The 16,847-nt window shown below is 58.3% G+C and carries 23 protein-coding genes and 1 tRNA gene; 12 read left to right on the top strand and 12 right to left on the bottom strand.

What is annotated here, in order from left to right; translation table 11 throughout:
* The first annotated feature begins 58 nt into the window (after positions 1 to 58).
* The 7 genes from ACA061_RS06465 to ACA061_RS06435 all read left to right on the top strand — a co-directional run bounded on the left by ACA061_RS06465 (position 59) and on the right by ACA061_RS06435 (position 4,206).
* The gene (locus tag ACA061_RS06465; protein ID WP_497300869.1) at positions 59 to 289 is read left to right on the top strand and encodes a cysteine-rich CWC family protein; all 231 of its coding nucleotides are present in this window, start codon (positions 59 to 61) and stop codon (positions 287 to 289) included.
* A 33-nt stretch (positions 290 to 322) separates the two neighbouring features.
* A complete protein-coding gene (locus ACA061_RS06460) occupies positions 323 to 1,015 on the top strand; it encodes a pseudouridine synthase (RefSeq protein WP_497300867.1) in 693 nt (230 codons plus the stop codon).
* A 316-nt stretch (positions 1,016 to 1,331) separates the two neighbouring features.
* Positions 1,332 to 2,216: an alpha/beta fold hydrolase gene (locus tag ACA061_RS06455; protein WP_210553773.1), complete on the top strand. Its 885-nt coding sequence runs from the start codon at positions 1,332 to 1,334 to the stop codon at positions 2,214 to 2,216.
* A 156-nt stretch (positions 2,217 to 2,372) separates the two neighbouring features.
* Positions 2,373 to 2,446: transfer RNA gene (locus ACA061_RS06450), tRNA-Gly, on the top strand.
* 295 nt (positions 2,447 to 2,741) lie between these two features.
* A complete protein-coding gene (locus ACA061_RS06445) occupies positions 2,742 to 2,903 on the top strand; it encodes a type II toxin-antitoxin system HicA family toxin (protein ID WP_210553912.1) in 162 nt (53 codons plus the stop codon).
* A 34-nt stretch (positions 2,904 to 2,937) separates the two neighbouring features.
* The gene (locus ACA061_RS06440; RefSeq protein ID WP_150617645.1) at positions 2,938 to 3,345 is read left to right on the top strand and encodes a type II toxin-antitoxin system HicB family antitoxin; all 408 of its coding nucleotides are present in this window, start codon (positions 2,938 to 2,940) and stop codon (positions 3,343 to 3,345) included.
* A 132-nt stretch (positions 3,346 to 3,477) separates the two neighbouring features.
* Positions 3,478 to 4,206, top strand: coding sequence for a class I SAM-dependent methyltransferase (locus ACA061_RS06435; protein WP_497300865.1), 729 nt, complete (start codon positions 3,478 to 3,480; stop codon positions 4,204 to 4,206).
* A 64-nt stretch (positions 4,207 to 4,270) separates the two neighbouring features.
* Here the strand turns inward: ACA061_RS06435 and tam are convergent, their stop codons facing one another.
* Positions 4,271 to 5,041, bottom strand: a complete 771-nt coding sequence (gene tam / locus ACA061_RS06430; RefSeq protein WP_497300863.1) for a trans-aconitate 2-methyltransferase — start codon at positions 5,039 to 5,041, stop codon at positions 4,271 to 4,273.
* A 164-nt stretch (positions 5,042 to 5,205) separates the two neighbouring features.
* Here tam and ACA061_RS06425 point away from each other — a divergent pair, with 164 nt between their 5' ends.
* Complete coding sequence (locus ACA061_RS06425) at positions 5,206 to 5,616, top strand: low affinity iron permease family protein (protein WP_150617642.1); 411 nt, start codon at positions 5,206 to 5,208, stop codon at positions 5,614 to 5,616.
* 103 nt (positions 5,617 to 5,719) lie between these two features.
* Here ACA061_RS06425 and ACA061_RS06420 read toward each other — a convergent pair whose 3' ends face one another.
* The 7 genes from ACA061_RS06420 to ACA061_RS06390 all read right to left on the bottom strand — a co-directional run bounded on the left by ACA061_RS06420 (position 5,720) and on the right by ACA061_RS06390 (position 10,110).
* Positions 5,720 to 6,223 (bottom strand): DUF4142 domain-containing protein, encoded by a 504-nt coding sequence (locus ACA061_RS06420; RefSeq protein ID WP_210553777.1) that lies wholly within the window; start codon positions 6,221 to 6,223, stop codon positions 5,720 to 5,722.
* A 75-nt stretch (positions 6,224 to 6,298) separates the two neighbouring features.
* Entirely contained in the window at positions 6,299 to 6,457 is a 159-nt protein-coding gene (locus tag ACA061_RS06415) for a KGG domain-containing protein (protein WP_080762009.1), read from the bottom strand.
* A gap of 126 nt (positions 6,458 to 6,583) precedes the next feature.
* Positions 6,584 to 7,222 (bottom strand): LysE family translocator, encoded by a 639-nt coding sequence (locus ACA061_RS06410; protein WP_047300057.1) that lies wholly within the window; start codon positions 7,220 to 7,222, stop codon positions 6,584 to 6,586.
* A gap of 60 nt (positions 7,223 to 7,282) precedes the next feature.
* The gene (gene fos / locus ACA061_RS06405) at positions 7,283 to 7,699 is read right to left on the bottom strand and encodes a fosfomycin resistance glutathione transferase (RefSeq protein WP_497300860.1); all 417 of its coding nucleotides are present in this window, start codon (positions 7,697 to 7,699) and stop codon (positions 7,283 to 7,285) included.
* Positions 7,700 to 7,703: 4 nt separating this feature from the next.
* On the bottom strand, positions 7,704 to 8,420 hold the full coding sequence (locus ACA061_RS06400; RefSeq protein WP_497300858.1) for a PA3715 family protein: 717 nt from the start codon (positions 8,418 to 8,420) through the stop codon (positions 7,704 to 7,706).
* 37 nt (positions 8,421 to 8,457) lie between these two features.
* Positions 8,458 to 9,177 carry a PA3715 family protein gene (locus ACA061_RS06395; protein WP_497300856.1) on the bottom strand — a complete coding sequence of 240 codons (720 nt, stop codon included), beginning with the start codon at positions 9,175 to 9,177 and terminating at the stop codon, positions 8,458 to 8,460.
* Between the two features lie 21 nt (positions 9,178 to 9,198).
* Complete coding sequence (locus ACA061_RS06390) at positions 9,199 to 10,110, bottom strand: LysR substrate-binding domain-containing protein (RefSeq protein WP_497300854.1); 912 nt, start codon at positions 10,108 to 10,110, stop codon at positions 9,199 to 9,201.
* Positions 10,111 to 10,187: 77 nt separating this feature from the next.
* Between ACA061_RS06390 and ACA061_RS06385 the strand changes: the two genes are divergently transcribed.
* Positions 10,188 to 10,673: a DMT family transporter gene (locus ACA061_RS06385; RefSeq protein ID WP_210700958.1), complete on the top strand. Its 486-nt coding sequence runs from the start codon at positions 10,188 to 10,190 to the stop codon at positions 10,671 to 10,673.
* 87 nt (positions 10,674 to 10,760) lie between these two features.
* On the opposite strand, the gene yiaY is transcribed toward ACA061_RS06385, so the two are convergent.
* Entirely contained in the window at positions 10,761 to 11,909 is a 1,149-nt protein-coding gene (gene yiaY, locus ACA061_RS06380) for an L-threonine dehydrogenase (RefSeq protein ID WP_210553783.1), read from the bottom strand.
* 154 nt (positions 11,910 to 12,063) lie between these two features.
* Between yiaY and ACA061_RS06375 the strand changes: the two genes are divergently transcribed.
* Positions 12,064 to 13,083 (top strand): DUF4917 family protein, encoded by a 1,020-nt coding sequence (locus ACA061_RS06375; RefSeq protein ID WP_497300852.1) that lies wholly within the window; start codon positions 12,064 to 12,066, stop codon positions 13,081 to 13,083.
* 87 nt (positions 13,084 to 13,170) lie between these two features.
* On the opposite strand, the gene ACA061_RS06370 is transcribed toward ACA061_RS06375, so the two are convergent.
* Positions 13,171 to 13,713 (bottom strand): helix-turn-helix domain-containing protein, encoded by a 543-nt coding sequence (locus ACA061_RS06370; RefSeq protein ID WP_150603081.1) that lies wholly within the window; start codon positions 13,711 to 13,713, stop codon positions 13,171 to 13,173.
* Between the two features lie 106 nt (positions 13,714 to 13,819).
* Between ACA061_RS06370 and ACA061_RS06365 the strand changes: the two genes are divergently transcribed.
* Positions 13,820 to 14,602 (top strand): aldolase, encoded by a 783-nt coding sequence (locus ACA061_RS06365; protein WP_210700960.1) that lies wholly within the window; start codon positions 13,820 to 13,822, stop codon positions 14,600 to 14,602.
* A gap of 23 nt (positions 14,603 to 14,625) precedes the next feature.
* Positions 14,626 to 15,507, top strand: coding sequence for a dihydrodipicolinate synthase family protein (locus ACA061_RS06360; protein ID WP_210700961.1), 882 nt, complete (start codon positions 14,626 to 14,628; stop codon positions 15,505 to 15,507).
* A 50-nt stretch (positions 15,508 to 15,557) separates the two neighbouring features.
* Here ACA061_RS06360 and ACA061_RS06355 read toward each other — a convergent pair whose 3' ends face one another.
* Entirely contained in the window at positions 15,558 to 16,079 is a 522-nt protein-coding gene (locus ACA061_RS06355) for a hypothetical protein (protein ID WP_210700962.1), read from the bottom strand.
* The gene (locus ACA061_RS06350; protein WP_210553787.1) at positions 16,079 to 16,723 is read right to left on the bottom strand and encodes a hypothetical protein; all 645 of its coding nucleotides are present in this window, start codon (positions 16,721 to 16,723) and stop codon (positions 16,079 to 16,081) included. Before ACA061_RS06350 ends, ACA061_RS06355 begins: the two co-directional genes overlap by 1 nt.
* Positions 16,724 to 16,847: the final 124 nt, after the last annotated feature.

The raw sequence follows: 16,847 nt of genomic DNA, 5'->3' as shown, positions 1-16,847 counted from the left end.
TACCGGGCCAGTCAAAACGGCCGCAACCGCACCTGCGTGGAAATGCCTCACTCGACCTATGCCTGAATCTGACGTTAAACCCGACCTCTGCCCGGCCTGCGGCGCCCGCAACAATTGCAGCCTGGCTGACCCGCGCACCGCCGATCGCGCCTGCTGGTGCTACGGCGTGAGCATTGATCCGGCGGTGCTCCAGGCCTTGCCACCAGCACTGCGCGACAAATCCTGCCTGTGCCCGCGATGCGCGCAGGTCGAGGCGCAACTGCAAGCGGCCGGTCAGCCGATCCCGTAAGATGCGTGCCCCCTGATTCGTTGAAACCTGAACATGCGCGTCGACCGTTTCCTCAGCAATCTGCCCCGCTACAACCGTCAGCAGGTTCGCCTGTTGCTGGTGGAAAAGCGCGTGCGCGTTGACGGAAAAGTCGTCAGTGACCCGCATTCAGAGGTACTGGAATTCAGTTGCGTCGAAGTCGATGGCGAAGTGCTGCAACTCGGCAAACCGGCGCGCTACTTCATGCTGCACAAGCCACCGGGCTGCGTCAGCGCCACTCGCGATCCGCAACATCCGACCGTGCTAGACCTGATCAATGAACCGGACAAAGACGAGCTGCACATCGCCGGACGCCTGGACTTCAACACCACCGGGCTGATGCTGATCACCAACGACGGCGCCTGGTCGCGCCGCCTGACCCAGCCGCAAACCAAATTGCCAAAGGTCTATTACGTCGAGACCGAGCAGGAAATCGGCGCGCAATATGCGAGCAAGTTTGCCGAGGGCATCTACTTCGCCTTCGAAAACCTGACCACGCAACCTGCGCAGCTGGAGCTCCTCGGATCACACTCGGCACGCCTGAGCATCGTCGAGGGCCGCTACCATCAGGTGAAGCGCATGTTTGGCTTTTTCAACAACAAAGTGCTGCGTCTGCACCGCGAATCCATGGGCCCGCTGCGGCTCGATGACGCGCTAAAACCGGGCGAGTACCGCGCTTTGCGCACCGAAGAGATTCATTTGTTCTAAGCCTGTGACCGCTCAGCAGAAGTTGTCGAACAATTTGCCAATGGCACTTGCGCGATCCTGCTCCCCCTGCTTGAATCAGGACGTCGGACGAAATGTGACCGACGAGTCACACCATACTTCTAAGAAACTTTTTGCCGGTCGTCAGCCCCCAGGGCTGCGCCTCAGCCGGCAGACTGCCCGCCAATAACAATACCCGTCGACCGCAGTCATGGATCGACATGGGCCAAGCAAATTCCAGGCGTATGCCTACCTGTCACAAAGCTCGTGCAATGTCTATTTGCGCGCATACCCGCTTGCTTGCCAGGAGTCTTATGACATGAGGCCAGAAATCGCTGTGCTGGATATACAGGGTCAGTATCGGGTTTACACGGAGTTCTATCGCGCAGACGCCGCAGAAAAGACCATCATTCTGGTCAACGGCTCGATGGCCACGACTGCGTCGTTTGCACAGACTGTGAAAAACCTGCACCCGCAATTCAACGTGGTCTGCTACGACCAGCCCTACGCGGGCCGGTCAAAAGCCCACAACCGCCACGAGAAACATCTGACAAAGGACGTTGAAGGGCAAATTCTGCTGGAGCTGATCGACCACTTCGCCGCCGAACACGTGCTGTCGTTCTCCTGGGGCGGCGCCGCGACTCTGGTTGCCCTTGCAAACCAGCCACGGCGCATCGAAAAAGCGGTGATCAGCTCGTTTTCGCCGGTGATCAACGCGCACATGCTTGATTACCTGGAGCGCGGCGTCGATTACCTCGGCCAGCGTGACGGTGATCGAGTCGGGCATCTGGTCAACAGCACTATCGGCAAACACCTGCCGTCACTGTTCAAACGCTTCAACTATCGCCACGTCAGCAGCCTGGCGGAGCACGAATACGGGCAGATGCACTTCCACATCAGCGACGTGCTGCACAGCGATCGTCAGTGCTATTTAGACGCGGCGAAGAAAATCAACGTGCCGGTGCTGTTTCTCAACGGCGAATGGGACGAATACACCGCCGCCGAGGATGCGCGCCTGTTCGGCAACCACGTGGCACAGAGCACCTTCAGCACCGTGCAAGCCACCGGGCACTTTCTCGACATGGAGCACAAAGCTGCGTGCCGCGACAGCCAGAACGCCTTGCTGGGCTTTTTGAAACCGGCACCGCAGGCGAGCCGAACGCGTTACTCGTTTGTACAGGATCAACATGCATTGGCCATTTGAAAGCGCGTCATCGCGAGCAAGACTGCCGGGCTGAGTGTTTTGTTTACCACCCCGCAGTGCTTGCTCGCGATCGACCGATTCAGTGCTGTAATGCCGTGCGCAGAAAGAAAAACTTCAAATCCGTGGCCGAGTCTGGTACAAAGTCAGCCGCTCTGAGCGGGTATAGTTTAATGGTAGAACAGTAGCTTCCCAAGCTTCCGACGAGGGTTCGATTCCCTCTACCCGCTCCACTCAATTTTGGTCTCACGTTGTGGTTTGACGGGGGATGCAGGAACAGAAAAAACCGGCCTTGATGGCCGGTTTTTTTGTGCCCGAAAAAAGGTTTACATCTGACATTTGGAACAACGCAAAAGCCTGCAACACACTCTCCATGCCTCCCTTGCCTCCCTATCTAGACTGCTTCAAACCACTGAGCTGATTAACAACGGATGACCGCTCGGTTATTACATTGTTGCCCGCGGATCATCGGTAGGTATAGTACCCACCACGCACGCCACAGGGAGGTGTTGTGAATAGCCGTTTTTAATAGGTCAACTTGTCGCAGACGGTTGGTATTTAGTGAGAGTCAGAGGCAGTCACCATCACTTCAAGCATCCGACCAAGCCTGGACTGGTCACGGTGCCGCATCCGACGAAAGATCTGCTGAAGAAAACGGCCATCAGTATTTTGAAGCAAGCGCTGCTTTGATTGGCTCAGTCAGCAACCATGGAGATCAACGAATATGCTCTATCCGATTGCGATTTCAATAGGTGATGAAGAACACGCGTGGGGCGTGGAAGTGCCGGACATTCCCGGCTGCTTTTCGGCTGGCGACGATCTGGATGATGCCGTTGCCATGGCTCGCGAAGCCATCGAGGGGCATTTCGAGATTCTGGCCGAGGACGGTGCGCCGATTCCGGCTGCCAGTAAGTTGGGGCTCCATGTGGCCAATCCGAAGTTCGCCGGATGCGCGTGGGCAGTGGTGGATATTGATGTCGTGAAGTATTTGGGTAAAGCCCAGAAACTCAACATCACGCTGCCTGGACATTTGCTCAACCGCATTGATGAATATGTTTTGCATCACCCGGAGGAGAAGAGTCGTTCGGGGTTTCTGGCTTCGGCGGCTTTGAAGGTATTGCAGCAGGGTTGATATCCGCGGAGCATCAGATTTACCACCACCCTCCCCCTGCGCGGCCATCGACGAATACGCGTCATCACTTTCGAGGGAACCCACTGCGGTCCGTTTGCCGCTGACAACCTAACTCAAAAGAGCACTTGAGCCATGACTCAAAACATTTACGACGACCCTGGGTTCTTCCAGGGCTACAGCCAGATGAACCGCTCCATCGGCGGCCTCGATGCCGCGCCGGAATGGCCTGCGCTCAAGGTATTGCTGCCCTCCATGCACGGTTTGCACGTGGTGGATCTGGGCTGCGGCTATGGCTGGTTCAGCCGTTGGGCCAGCGAACAAGGCGCGCACAATGTGCTGGGGCTGGACGTCTCGGAGAAAATGCTGCAGCGGGCACGCGACACCACTTCGGTGGCAAACATCCGCTACGAACGCGCCGACCTGGAACAGCTCGACTTGCCCGCGTGCAGTTTCGACTTGGCCTACAGCTCGCTGGCGTTGCACTACATCAAGGATCTGCCAGGACTGTTTGCCCACCTCTACACAGCGCTGAAACCGGGTTCGCATTTTGTGTTTTCCATCGAACACCCGATATTCATGGCACCGCGCAATCCCGGCTGGCTGATCGACAGTGAAGGTCGCAAGCGCTGGCCGCTGGACAGTTATCAGATTGAAGGAGAACGGGTGACGAATTGGCTGGCAGAAGGTGTGATCAAGCAGCACCGCACCGTCGGCACATTGCTCAACTCGCTGATCGATGCCGGTTTCACCATTCGCCACGTTAACGAATGGGGCCCGAGCGATGAAGAAGTAGCGGCGCAACCCGCGCTGGCGGAAGAGCGGGAGCGGCCGATGATGATGCTGGTGGCGGTGCAGCGCTAGGACTGCGCAAACGGAATAATTGTGGCGAGGGGATTTATCCCCTCACCACAAATCGTATCTGCCCTCAGCGCGTGGCCACCATAAACAACCGCGGAAACGGCAACAGCACCGAGCCATCCGCCAACGCCGGATAAGCCTTCTCAACCTCAGCCAGATACCGCTCCAGATACTGCGTCCGCTCGCTTTCAGTCAACGGACTCAGAAACGGAATCAGCCCACTGCCCTTGAACCACTCAACCACCCCCGCAGCGCCATCCGACAACTGATGGTGATACGTGGTCCGCCACACATCGACCCGCGCGCAGTGCGGTCGCAGCATCGAAAAGTACTCGTTGGCGCTCGCCATGTCCGTACGCTGTCCGGCAGCGTCAGCGAGTTTGCTTGCCCACGGGCCATTCGCCGCGACTTCACGCATCAAGCGGTGGGAGGGTTCATTGAGATTGTCCGGCATCTGGATTGCCAGACTGCCACCCTGCGCAAGCTTGCCCGCCAGCGCCGGCAGCAACGCCGCGTGATCGGGTACCCATTGCAATACCGCATTGGCAAAGATCACATCGAAAGGGCCTTCATCGGCCCATCGATCAATCTCGGCGACATCGAACTGCAACTGCGGCAAGCGCTTGCGTGCGGCAGCGATCATGTCCGCCGAGCTGTCCAGCCCGCTGACTGTCGCCCCAGCAAAACGCTGCACCAGCAACTCGGTCGAGTTACCCGGACCGCAACCGATATCGACCACCGATCGTGCTTCAGCCGTAGGAATCGCCGCCAGCAGATCGCGTGCCGGGCGGGTGCGTTCATCTTCGAAAGCGACGTACTGTTTGGCGGACCAACTCATTGCGTTCTCCTGTCATGGCAAAAAGCGAGTGCTGCCACGATACCGTTACCAGCTAAAACTGGCTCCCCTACCAACGTCGCGCAGGTTTCCTGGATTTGTAAGTAGAATTTTCATCAAGCCGTCAGTGTCTGAATTTCAGGCACCCAACAACAAGGATTACGGCTATGAAATTCGCGAAGATTTCCCAGAAGCTTGCCCTGTGGGCCGGCAGTCCCAAGACGTTCATGGGGGCGTTGATCCTGATTGGGTTGTGGGGAATGAGTGGGCCGATTTTCGGTTACAACGACACCTGGCAACTGATCATCAATACCTCGACGACGATCATCACGTTCCTGATGGTGTTCCTGATCCAGAACACCCAGAACCGCGACACCGACATTCTGCATTTGAAACTTGATGAGTTGCTGCGGGTAAACAAGGAAGCACAAAACGCGATGTTGGGGCTCGAAGCGCTGGATCTGAAGCAGTTGGAAGCGCTCCGCAAGCACTACCGCAGTTTGGGTGAGGGAGAGGTTTTCAATCTTGAGGGGTTGGGCGACAAGGGTAAGACGAAGCAGGATTTGAATGAGTGCTGATGCAAAAATTCTAAAGATCGCAGCCTGCGGCAGCTCCTACACAAATCCTCTGTAGGAGTTGCCGCAGGCTGCGATCTTTTAATCTTTTGATCTTTTGTTCAGGTCAGCGGCTAGCCTGCAGCGACCGAGCCATCTGCAGATGATTCTGCAACTTAGGCAACGTCTCATCGGCGAAGGCCTTGATCTCAGGCACGGTGGTGGTTTGCGCCTCCTGCTGAATCTGCTGGATTGCCTCTTCAGTGGCTTTCACCTGACTGGCGGCGTACGCCTGATCGAAGGTTGCGCCATCTTTCACTTCAGGAATCAATTCTTTGGCCTTGTCGGCCATTTCTTCACGCGGCGCGACGGGCAGGTCGAGTTTTTTCGCAATCTTCGCCAGATGTTGATTGGCCGTGGTGCGGTCGTTGATAACGACGATGGTGAAATCCTTGACCTCTTTGGATTCGGTCTTCTGATGCGCCAGACGGCTGGCTTCGATGTCGGCCATGCCTTTGGCGGAAGCATCGTTGATGAATTCGGCAGGCGACTGGGCAAAAGCACTGCTGGTGAACAATCCCAACAGTGTGAAAAAACTTAAACGTCGTAACTGGGTGGCCATCCGGCTCATGGTCGCGCCCTCCTTCTTGCTGAATTCAAGCGGGAGCTTGCGCCCCCGCCTCTCAATCAAAACTACCTTCACCGACTACTTCGATTTCTGAGCAGGCTTGCGGCCCGTTTCTGTTTTCGCAGGCTCTTTATCGACCGTCGTTGTGGTGGTTTTCCCACCTTTGCGACCAGCTTCAGAAGCCTTCGTTCGATCGTTGGCGAAGTTTCCCGAGTTCGAGTTTCTTGAATTAGGCATGATTCTCTACCTCTTGGTATTGATCGTAGCGAGCAGGTGCCCGCCTAGATTGAGAATTTTCTTACCGACAAAGGTTTAGAAAAATTGCCATCGCTGCGACGAACGGTGAACCCCGCGCTGCATAGATCAAGCCTTGTTCGGCATCAATCCCGGCAACGCATGCAGTAGCGCATTGATGGCGAAACCGATGAACATCACGCCGCACAACCGAGTGATGAGCAGTTCGTGACGCTGGTACACCGTGCGCACTCGCTGCGCGCCAACCACGCCAATCAGAATCGCGTAGGCGAGCAGTCCACCAAGGAAACTCAGGGCGATCAGCGCTGGCAACATCGACCAGTTGAGCAGCTCGGCGCGGCTCGACAGCAGCGCGGTAAACGTCGCCACTGCTACTGGATAGGCCTTGGGATTGGTCAGCCCGAACAAAATGCCGTGCCAGAAGGGATTGCGCGCCGCGCCCTGGGGTTGATCATCACTGCGCCGTTGCGCACGCACTGCACGCCAACCGAGCCAGAACAGGTACAAGCCACTCAGTACGCCAAGCACATCAAACGCGGTGCTGCCGATTTCCCGTGCGCCAACAATCGCGATCAGTGCGGTGCTGCACCACACCACATCGCCCAGCAAATGCCCGCAAAGAAATCCTGCACCGGCACGCCGCCCATGCGCCGCGCCAATGCCGAACACCGCCAGCACGCCCGGCCCGGGCGTGATGCCGTAAATGAAACCCGAGGCCAGCACGGCCATTAGCAACGATGGAGTCATGGGTAACCTGCAAACGCGAGAATACGTGGCGGCCAGTCTATATCAGCGAAAACTGTCTGATCACGGCACGTCGTAAAAACGCATGCCAGCGTACGGTTTTTGCCGACACGCCGCCAGCCGCGAAGCGAGATCGCCGACGTGGGCTTCGAGCTGATGGCCGTCAGGATCGAGAAAGTAGAAGGAAGCACCTTCGCTGCGGTTATCCCGCCATTCCTGAACATTTGCCGCTTTTAGCCTCTGTACCAAAACCGGGAAATTCGCCGCGCTGAGGCTGAAGGCGTAATGGGTGTAGTCGGCGCACGCTTGGGCATTGCGCTTCGCATCAAGCGAAAGGCACAACCACAACCCCGGCAGCGACAGATAAGCGCCGGTGTCCCACGTCGCCTCGACCCGCAACTGCAGCACATCGCGGTAAAACGCCAGGCTGCGATTGAGATCGCTGACGGCGAGGGTCAGGTGGTTGAGTCCGGTGAGCATTGGTTCAGTAACCTCTGAGATCTTCAGGTACGCCGTATTGCTGGCCGTCGTAGGTCAACGTGATTTGGGTTTTCTTCAGGTGAGTGGTTTTGGAAACGCACTCGTTGCCCGACTTGGCGTCGTTCATTTTGCTGGCGCTGGTGGTGATGATCAAATCGGCGAAACCGTGGTGACTTGATGGACCGATCTCGACAGTCCTGCGGACCTGATTGGTATAGCCCTCGCAATCGCTCATGAATTCGCCGTTGTTTTTGTAGACCACCAAGCCTTCCAGAACCGGACGCAGGTTGTTGCCTTCGCGGACGTACAACGCCAGATCGGTTTTTTCGTAGGGAATGGCATGGGAGCTGTGCACGAACTTCGAGCGCAGACCAAACGCGCGAACATTCGGCGCCAGTCGGTAGCGACCGGTGTCAATGCGCAGGTCATCGAAGCGCACGGCATCGGAGTTGTAAGCGCCTGGTTTGCGGTAGGTGGCGATGGGGTTTGCATTGCTGGCGTTGACGATCGACAGGTCCAGATCGAACACCCCGGCATCGTCGCCGCCAGCGTCAGCCAGGTACGTGGACTTGACCGCGATCGCCTGCGTCGGAAAGGCTGGCCAGACGATGCAGCGTGACATCGATTGACCGTCGAAGGCCTTGGTGGTGCAGGCGGCCTGGGCTTGGGCGGTGATGGCCAGAATACCGAGGGCGATAAGGAGTCTGGTGGGGGTGAGCATGGTTCTTCCTTGATAAGAGTCGTGTGTGGCAGGTCAATCAAAGACCCTTGAAACCTGGCGGCAGGACATAAGTCTTTCCGTCGTAATGCAATGTTGTCAAAACCGGTTTGCGTACCGTCGTCTTGTCTTCACAAGCGTCGCCTTCAACCACACTTGTCGTGCCTTTTTCCTGGGTATTGACGATTAAATCTGCATAGCCGTTGGAGCTCGTTTTAGCGATATCGACGGTTCTTGAAATTTCAAAACGCTGTCCAGCGCAGTTGTCATCCCACTCGCCGCCATACTCATAAACCACCAACTGACGCAGGACAGGACGTAACGTCTCGCCCTCCTTCACGTAGAGCGACAGTTGATATTCCTCCACGGGATTGAGACGAGAGCCGTTAGCGAGCTTTGCGCGGACACCAAAGGCTCGAAGTTCGGGAGCGAGTTTGTAGCGCGCCGTGTCGAGCGTCAGATCCTTCAAGTGGACGCCATCCATTACGAAAGCGGCGGCCTGGTGATAAGTCGCCACCGGAGTCGGTTGGCCATCCTGCAACACGGACACGTCCAGATCGTGGGTACCTAGCGCTTCGGTAGTGCCGGGCTCAAACCGCGTCGAGGCGCTGATGGTCAGCCCCGGGTAGGCCGGCCAATCCTTGCAGGCAGAGACATCCTCCCCCGCAACCGCTGGCGGCGTGCAAGCCGCAAACACCTGCCCCGCCATCAACCACCCGCCCAACACCACACACCCGATCAATCCAGACTTCACTGTCACTTCCCGCTCCTTGATATCGTTTCAGCCGCGCACTATCCCCTCCTCAATCCTGCGATTCAACCAATTCAACGCCTGATCGCCGCCTCGGCGCTTATGCCACGCCAGCACAAACGTGAACGGCGGAATCTCGAATGGCGGCGGCACGACGACAAGTTCGCGCGGATCAATATCCCGCAGCCCCCGCGACGACACTGTGAGAATCAGATCCGTGCCGCTGATGAACTGTGGCGCGACGTTCCAGTGCGGCAGGCTGATGGCTACGCGACGGCGTTCACGCAGTGACGTTAACGCGCGTTCGATTTCCGGCGTGCCGCTGCCACGCATTTCCAGCAATACATGCGGGCGGGACAGGTAGGTCGGCAGGTCCAGAACGCCGTCGGCAGGCAAACTGGCGCGATCCAGCAGGCACACGTAGCGCTCTTCAAACAGCAGCGTGCTGCGCAATTCGTTGGGCATTTCCGGGAACACGCCGGCGGCCACGTCGATATCACCGTTGAGCACCCCTTCCAGCATGCCTTCGCGACTGGCGTGGCTGATTTGCAAGTCGATGCCCGGGGCTTCGCGGCGCAGGGTGCGGATCAGCGTGGGCAGGATGATCGCCGCGCCGTAGTCGGACATCGCCACGCGAAAGGTGCGGCGCGCACTCGCCGGATCAAAGGTGTTGGGAGCCAGCAGCGACTGCACCTGGGCCAGCGCTTCGGCCAATGGCGCGACCAGCTCCAGGGCCCGCGCGGTGGGCACAAGGCCAGAACCTGCGCGCACCAGCAATGGGTCACCAAGCAAGTCACGCAATCGCGCCAGCGCATGGCTGACCGCCGGTTGGCTGAGGTGCAGGCGCTCGGCGGCGCGGGTGACGTGTTGCTCGCTGAGCAATGCGTCGAGGATCACCAACAGATTGAGGTCGATACGGCGCAGATCATTCATCTGGTGCATGTTCTTGATGACAAAACGTAATTTAAATCTGCGCGGCGAATAGCCTAGAGTCCAGCAAAACCTGTTGGAGGATGATCATGAGTACGTTGCAGTGGGCCGGTTTGCTCGCCTTGGCCGCTTTCGCCGGCGCAGTGGTGCCGTTTCAAAGTGCGATCAATAGCAATCTGGCGCGAGGGCTGGGACATCCGTTGTGGGCAACATTGGCCTCGCTGCTGGTGAGTGTGTTGGTGCTGTTGCCGGTGATTCTGGCGTTGCGCTTGCCGTTGCCGTCAGTGGCGTTCATCAGCAAGGCGCCCTTGTGGATATGGGCCGGTGGCGCGTTCGGCGTTTGCTTTGTGGCGCTGGCGGTGATGCTTTTGCCCAGACTCGGTGCGTCGGGATTTGTCGCGCTGGCGTTGGCCGGACAGGTCATTGCCTCGATGGTGCTGGATCACTTCGGGCTGTTTGGGTTGGTGGAAAAACAGCTGACATTGACGCGAGTATTTGGCGCGGTGTTGCTGATTGCGGGGGTGGTTTTGATTCAGTTGGGGGATTCGACAGTGAGGGTTTTGTCACCGCAGTAAAGCAAAAGATCGCAGCCTTCGGCAGCTCCTACATGGGACCGGTGTAGGAGCTGCCGAAGGCTGCGATCTGTTGATCTTCGCCCGAACTCAAAACGCGTTGCGGAAAATCTCCTCGATCTGCCGCTGATCCGCCGCGCGTGGATTGGTCAGCCCGCAAGCGTCTTTCAAAGCGTTGGTGGCGAGGATCGGGATGTCGGAAAGCTTCGCGCCCAGATCCCGCAAGCCGCCCGGAATTTCCACATCTCTGGCCAGGCAACGGATCGCAGTGATCGCCGCCTGCGCGCCCTCTTCCGGGCTCAAACCGTGAACATCGGCACCCATGGCGTGGGCGACATCGGTGAGCCGGTCGGCACACACCAGCGCATTGAACGTCTGCACATGCGGCAGCAGCACAGCGTTGCAGACACCATGAGGCAAGTCATAGTAACCGCCCAACTGGTGCGCCATCGCGTGCACGTAGCCCAGCGAGGCATTGTTGAACGCCATGCCGGCGAGGAACTGCGCGTAGGCCATGTTCTCCCGTGCGGCGAGATCGCTGCCGTCGCGCACGGCCAGGCGCAGGTTGTTGCTGATCAGGGTCATGGCCTTCAGCGCGCAGGTATCAGTGATCGGGTTGGCGGCGGTCGAGACGTAGGCTTCGATCGCGTGGGTCAGGGCATCCATGCCGGTGGCGGCGGTCAGGCTTTTCGGCATCGCGACCATCAGCGCCGGATCGTTGACCGACAACAGCGGCGTGACGTTGCGGTCGACGATGGCCATTTTCACGTGACGCGATTCGTCGGTGATGATGCAGAAACGGGTCATCTCGCTGGCGGTGCCGGCGGTGGTGTTGATGGCGATCAGCGGCAGTTGCGGCTTGCTCGATTGATCAACGCCTTCGTAATCGCGAATCTGCCCGCCATTGGTCGCACACAGTGCGATGCCCTTGGCGCAGTCGTGAGGCGACCCGCCGCCCAGCGACACCACGAAATCACAGTGACTTTCCTTGAGCAGGCCCAGACCGCACTCGACATTGGCGATGCTCGGGTTCGGTTTGGCACCGTCAAAAATCACTGAATCGATGTCCTGCATCGCCAGTTTCTCGGCCACCATGGCCGCCACGCCAGCCTTGGCCAGCCCCACATCGGTGACGATCAGCGCCTTGCGAAAACCGTAGTTGCGGATCGCGACCATGGCTTCGTCGAGGCATCCATTGCCCATGATGTTGACCGCCGGAATGAAGAAGGTGCTGCTCATCGTGTTTCTCCTGACTGGGCCGAATCGACAACTGCGATCCGACGGATACACACAGGATCGACCGATCGGTCACGGCGTATGTTGATCTGGCTCAATGTCCGCTCGTGATAAAGTCGCCGTCCATCAGCCCCTATGTTTTGAGATGTGCCAAGTAATGAGCGATTTTCTGGATGTCGACGCCACCCTCGAAGACTGGAACACCCTGCGCGCCGCAACCGACTTCAACGGTTTGTTGGTGGGTAACGGCGCCAGCCGGGCCGTTTGGGACGACTTCGGTTACGACTCGCTGTTCGAAAACGCCCGCACCGTTGAAGAAAAGCCACTGAGCGCGTCGGAACTGGCGGTGTTCGACGCCATGCAGACGCACAGCTTCGAGCAGGTCCTCAGCGCACTGAAAACCACCAGCCGGGTGAACAAGGCGTTGGCCGTCAGCTCGGCCGCACCGCGCAACCGTTACTACGCGATCAAGGAAGCGCTGATCAACACCGTGCACGCCATTCACATTCCGTGGCGGCTGGTTCAAACCTCAACGCTGACCACGCTGAATGAAGAACTGGCGCGCTATCGCACGGTGTTCACCACCAATTACGACTTGCTCAACTATTGGGCGATCCAGCATCGCAGCGAGGCCATCGACGATCTGTTCAATGGCGCCAACGCGAGTTTCGATATCAGCGAAACCGCTACCTCCAAACCGCGTGTGCTGTACCTGCACGGCGGCCTGCATCTGGTACGCAATCAGGATGGCACCGCGCGCAAACTGACCTCGACCGAGGGCACGCTGCTCGGCAGTTTTGCGATCAACAACACGATCAAGACGCTGGATGACGTGCCGCTGTTCGTCACCGAAGGACCGAGCGCCGACAAGCTCAAGACCATTCGCAGCTCGGATTACCTGTCGTTCTGTTACGAGCAGTTATTGGGCCATGGCGACAGCCTGTGCATCTTCGGCCATGCCTTGGGCGAGCAGGACAACCACATCGTGCGGGCATTGCGCCTGGCGAAGCCTGCGGTTGTGGCGATCTCGATTTATCCGCGCAGCGCGGCGTTCATTCAGCATCAGAAGCGCCACTACGCGAAGGTGTTTGAGGGAACGGGGGCGCAGTTGCGGTTTTTCGATGCGAAGACGCATGCGCTGGGCAGTCCGAAGTTGTCGGTGCCGGTCGAGGTTTGAAGCAAGATCAAAAGATCGCAGCCTGCGGCAGCTCCTACATTGATCTGTGTAGGAGCTGCCGCAGGCTGCGATCTTTTGATTTTCGGTTCATTCTTCTGAGCTGTGCACCACCACCAGCAACTGCGCCTGCACCTCGCCCACCGAGCGAATCCGATGCGGTTTCTGCGCATTGAAGTGCAACGCATCCCCGCGTTCCAGCAGCACTCGTTCGTTCATGAAATCCACTTCAACCTGCCCTTCGTGGACGAACAGAAACTCTTCGCCCAAATGCTCTTTGAAGGTCTTGTCGGTGAACTCGCTCGGCGGGTAGATGATGAACGGCAGCAGGTTGCGCTCGCTGACCTGATGCGCCAGCACCGCATAACCCGGGCTCTGATCATTGGCCGCCAGTGACTGGCGCTCGTGGCTGCGTACCAGGCTGTAGTTGTCGAGGCTGACGTTGTCTTCGGAGAACAATTCCTCGACTTTCACATTCAGCGCCTTGGCGAGTTTCAACGCGGCAGCAATCGACGGGGTGTTCAGCCCGCGCTCGACTTTCGACAGATAACTCTTGGTCATGCCGGACTTTTCGGCCAGCGCCTCAAGGGTTACGCCAAGTTTTTTTCTCAATAATTTCAAACGGATAGACATGCGCTGCGGTTATTCCATCAAGGAAGCGACGATTTGTGCTTGCCAATGACACTTTGTGTCATATAGCCTCTTTCGTGTCATTTGCAATCACCCAAAGGACACAGACATGGCCAAGACATTAGCACTACCCAAAGAGCAATTGGTCAAGCATGCGCTGACCCAGATGCAAAACACCCTGGCGGATAATACGTGGACAGACCGGCAAAAGCTGGCCCTGACCTGCCGGATCCTGTTCGAAAGCGGTCACGACTCCGGCCTGGCCGGGCAAATCACCGCCCGTGGCCCGCAGCCGGGCACCTATTACACTCAACAACTGGGCCTGGGTTTCGACGAAATCACCGCGAGCAACCTGCTGCTGGTCAACGAAGACCTGGAAGTCCTTGAAGGCCACGGCATGGCCAACCCGGCCAACCGTTTTCACAGCTGGGTTTATCGCGCCCGGCCCGATGTGAACTGCATCATCCACACACACCCGACGCACGTTGCCGCGCTGTCGATGCTGGAAGTACCGCTTGAGATTTCGCACATGGACCTGTGCCCGCTGTATGACGACTGCGCGTTTCTTGAAGGCTGGCCAGGTGTGCCGGTGGGCAATGAAGAAGGCGAACTGATTGCCGGCGCACTGGGCGACAAACGCGCGATCCTGCTTTCGCACCATGGTCAGCTGTCGAGCGGCAGCACGATTGAAGAAGCGTGTGTCATCGCGCAACTGATCGAACGCGCGGCAAAGCTGCAACTGCTGGCGATGGCGGCCGGGACGATCAAACCGATCACTCCGGCGCTGGGTCGCGAGGCGCATGACTGGGTGTCGAAACCCAAGCGCCACGCCGCCGCTTTCAACTATTACGCCCGGCAGAACCTGCGCCAACACGCCGATTGCCTGAACTGAAACCTTTTTACGGAGACACCCCCATGTCCAATATTCACGGCATCATCGGCTACACCATCACCCCGTTCGGCGCCAACGGCGAAGGGCTGGATTTGCCGGCGCTGGGTCAATCGATCGATCGCTTGATCGACAGTGGCGTCCACGCCATCGCCCCGCTGGGCAGCACCGGCGAAGGCGCTTACCTGAGCGATGCCGAGTGGGATCAGGTTGCCGAGTTCAGCATCAAACACGTGGCCAAACGCGTGCCGACCATCGTCAGCGTGTCCGACCTGACCACCGCCAAAGCTGTGCGTCGGGCGCGTTTTGCCGAGGCTCACGGCGCCGATGTGGTGATGGTGCTGCCGACGTCGTACTGGAAGCTCACTGAAGCGGAAATCCTCGCGCACTACCGCGCCATTGGCGACAGCATCGGCGTGCCGATCATGCTCTACAACAACCCGGCCACCAGCGGCACCGACATGTCGGTCGACTTGATTCTGCGCATCGTCAATGCCGTGGAAAACGTGACCATGGTCAAGGAGAGCACCGGCGACATCCAGCGCATGCATAAGCTGCAACTGCTTGGCGAAGGTCAGGTACCGTTCTACAACGGCTGCAACCCGCTGGCGCTGGAAGCCTTCGCCGCCGGGGCGAAAGGCTGGTGCACGGCGGCGCCGAACCTGATTCCGCAGTTGAACCTGGACTTGTACGCGGCTGCACTGGCGGGTGATCTGGAAAAGGCGCGGGCGCTGTTCTATCGCCAGTTGCCGCTGCTGGATTTCATCCTCAAGGGTGGTTTGCCGGCGACGATCAAGGCTGGGTTGCGCGATACCGGGCTTGAGGTGGGCGATCCGCGCTTGCCGGTATTTCCACTGAGTGACACCGCAAGAACTCAACTCAACGGCTTGCTCCACGTTTTGCGCTAAATAAAAATCCCGCCAGGATCACTCCGGGCGGGATTTTTCATGGTCGCGGGTTACAAACTGGCGGCGTTTTTCATCGCTTCGCGCTGGAAGGGCTGATCCTTGAGGATCTGCGCGATAAACGTGTCAGTGACCAATTGCAGGTGTTCGAACTGCCCGCCCGAGGCATTGAAGACACCGCGCCAGGATTCACTGTGGTTGTGCACGGTGTACACACCCAGAATTTCCTTGCCGTGGCTGAGACTGAAAACCACCGTGCTGTCCCAGCTCACCGGCACCGGAACCAGAAACATCGTAAAGGCACTCAGCAACATCTGCGGCTGCATCCCGCCGACATCACTATTGGCGATCACCAGCAGGTTGTAGCCATCCACGCTGCGACCGGCCTTGACCTCGTCAAAGGTGCCGCGCCGACGCAGATCGTCGCGCAACATCCAGCTCGGCATGCCTACGACTTCGACGTTGATTCCCGGCAGTTGCTGGTTGTAGTCAACTTCGGGAGTCTTGAGGCTATGGGTTACCTGGCAGCCGCCGAGCAACAGGAGCAATCCCAGAAACAGAAGCTTGATGCGCATTAGAGTTTCCCTGACAGCATTGCTTTATAGACCGAGGCACTGGTGCCGTTCTCTTCGCGAATGAACGGCGTGGCCGTGTACAGATTAGGCATATCCAGACGTTGCAGACCCGGCACTTGCGGGTACTTGGCGCGAACAAGCGCCGCGTCGCGCTCCAGATGATCGCTGTGCAGGAACAGGCACGACGTACTTCGGCCGATCAGGCAGCCGGCGCGAAAGTCGCCGATGTAATAAGCCTTGCCAGCCTCCAGTTGCAGACCGACGGTGAAGTCTTCACGGCTCCAGCTCACCGACTGGCCCTGATCGAAGCGCACGTTGTAAATCTCGTAGCGTCCGGGTTTGAGCGGCATGACAAACAACGTGCCGATGCCGTGACCGGTCTCGCGCACGTCCCGCGCGGTACGAGCGTAAAACTCGTTGTGAAGGCGCGCGGTGGCGAAGTCATCGCTGCCGCGCTTGCGGATCATCAGCATTTGTTCATGAGCGCCGTATTTCGCCTCAGGCCAGATGCCGACCACGCCCACTACATAGGCCACGCCGGAATCGGCGGTCGGGCTCAGTTCATCGTCAATATGGGTCGGGGACATGCTGTAGCAGCCGCTCAGGCAGAGCAGCGCTGTCAAGACAGCGAGTAAACGGATCATCGAAGAACAAACTCTCGCGTAAAAATTCAGAAGTCCACGAAAGAGTCAGTAACGCCGCCCTCCATGGATGGGTCACGGAGAATAAACGAGATAGTGGCACATTGCCAGAAATCAGTCGCCATTA

Source organism: Pseudomonas sp. LBUM1668 (assembly GCF_059695715.1).
The sequence above is the reverse complement of the archived record's forward strand: the minus strand, read 5'-3'. Positions and strand labels throughout refer to the sequence as shown.

Bases quoted from the DNA above. Each gene is read 5' to 3' on its own strand.
- ACA061_RS06465 (WP_497300869.1), top strand. From the start codon at position 59: ATGCCTGAATCTGACGTTAAACCCGACCTCTGCCCGGCCTGCGGCGCC.
- ACA061_RS06460 (WP_497300867.1), top strand. From the start codon at position 323: ATGCGCGTCGACCGTTTCCTCAGCAATCTGCCCCGCTACAACCGTCAG.
- ACA061_RS06455 (WP_210553773.1), top strand. From the start codon at position 1,332: ATGAGGCCAGAAATCGCTGTGCTGGATATACAGGGTCAGTATCGGGTT.
- ACA061_RS06440 (WP_150617645.1), top strand. From the start codon at position 2,938: ATGCTCTATCCGATTGCGATTTCAATAGGTGATGAAGAACACGCGTGG.
- ACA061_RS06435 (WP_497300865.1), top strand. From the start codon at position 3,478: ATGACTCAAAACATTTACGACGACCCTGGGTTCTTCCAGGGCTACAGC.
- tam (WP_497300863.1), bottom strand. From the start codon at position 5,041: ATGAGTTGGTCCGCCAAACAGTACGTCGCTTTCGAAGATGAACGCACC.
- ACA061_RS06425 (WP_150617642.1), top strand. From the start codon at position 5,206: ATGAAATTCGCGAAGATTTCCCAGAAGCTTGCCCTGTGGGCCGGCAGT.
- ACA061_RS06420 (WP_210553777.1), bottom strand. From the start codon at position 6,223: ATGAGCCGGATGGCCACCCAGTTACGACGTTTAAGTTTTTTCACACTG.
- ACA061_RS06415 (WP_080762009.1), bottom strand. From the start codon at position 6,457: ATGCCTAATTCAAGAAACTCGAACTCGGGAAACTTCGCCAACGATCGA.
- ACA061_RS06410 (WP_047300057.1), bottom strand. From the start codon at position 7,222: ATGACTCCATCGTTGCTAATGGCCGTGCTGGCCTCGGGTTTCATTTAC.
- fos (WP_497300860.1), bottom strand. From the start codon at position 7,699: ATGCTCACCGGACTCAACCACCTGACCCTCGCCGTCAGCGATCTCAAT.
- ACA061_RS06400 (WP_497300858.1), bottom strand. From the start codon at position 8,420: ATGCTCACCCCCACCAGACTCCTTATCGCCCTCGGTATTCTGGCCATC.
- ACA061_RS06390 (WP_497300854.1), bottom strand. From the start codon at position 10,110: ATGCACCAGATGAATGATCTGCGCCGTATCGACCTCAATCTGTTGGTG.
- ACA061_RS06385 (WP_210700958.1), top strand. From the start codon at position 10,188: ATGAGTACGTTGCAGTGGGCCGGTTTGCTCGCCTTGGCCGCTTTCGCC.
- yiaY (WP_210553783.1), bottom strand. From the start codon at position 11,909: ATGAGCAGCACCTTCTTCATTCCGGCGGTCAACATCATGGGCAATGGA.
- ACA061_RS06375 (WP_497300852.1), top strand. From the start codon at position 12,064: ATGAGCGATTTTCTGGATGTCGACGCCACCCTCGAAGACTGGAACACC.
- ACA061_RS06370 (WP_150603081.1), bottom strand. From the start codon at position 13,713: ATGTCTATCCGTTTGAAATTATTGAGAAAAAAACTTGGCGTAACCCTT.
- ACA061_RS06365 (WP_210700960.1), top strand. From the start codon at position 13,820: ATGGCCAAGACATTAGCACTACCCAAAGAGCAATTGGTCAAGCATGCG.
- ACA061_RS06360 (WP_210700961.1), top strand. From the start codon at position 14,626: ATGTCCAATATTCACGGCATCATCGGCTACACCATCACCCCGTTCGGC.
- ACA061_RS06355 (WP_210700962.1), bottom strand. From the start codon at position 16,079: ATGCGCATCAAGCTTCTGTTTCTGGGATTGCTCCTGTTGCTCGGCGGC.
- ACA061_RS06350 (WP_210553787.1), bottom strand. From the start codon at position 16,723: ATGATCCGTTTACTCGCTGTCTTGACAGCGCTGCTCTGCCTGAGCGGC.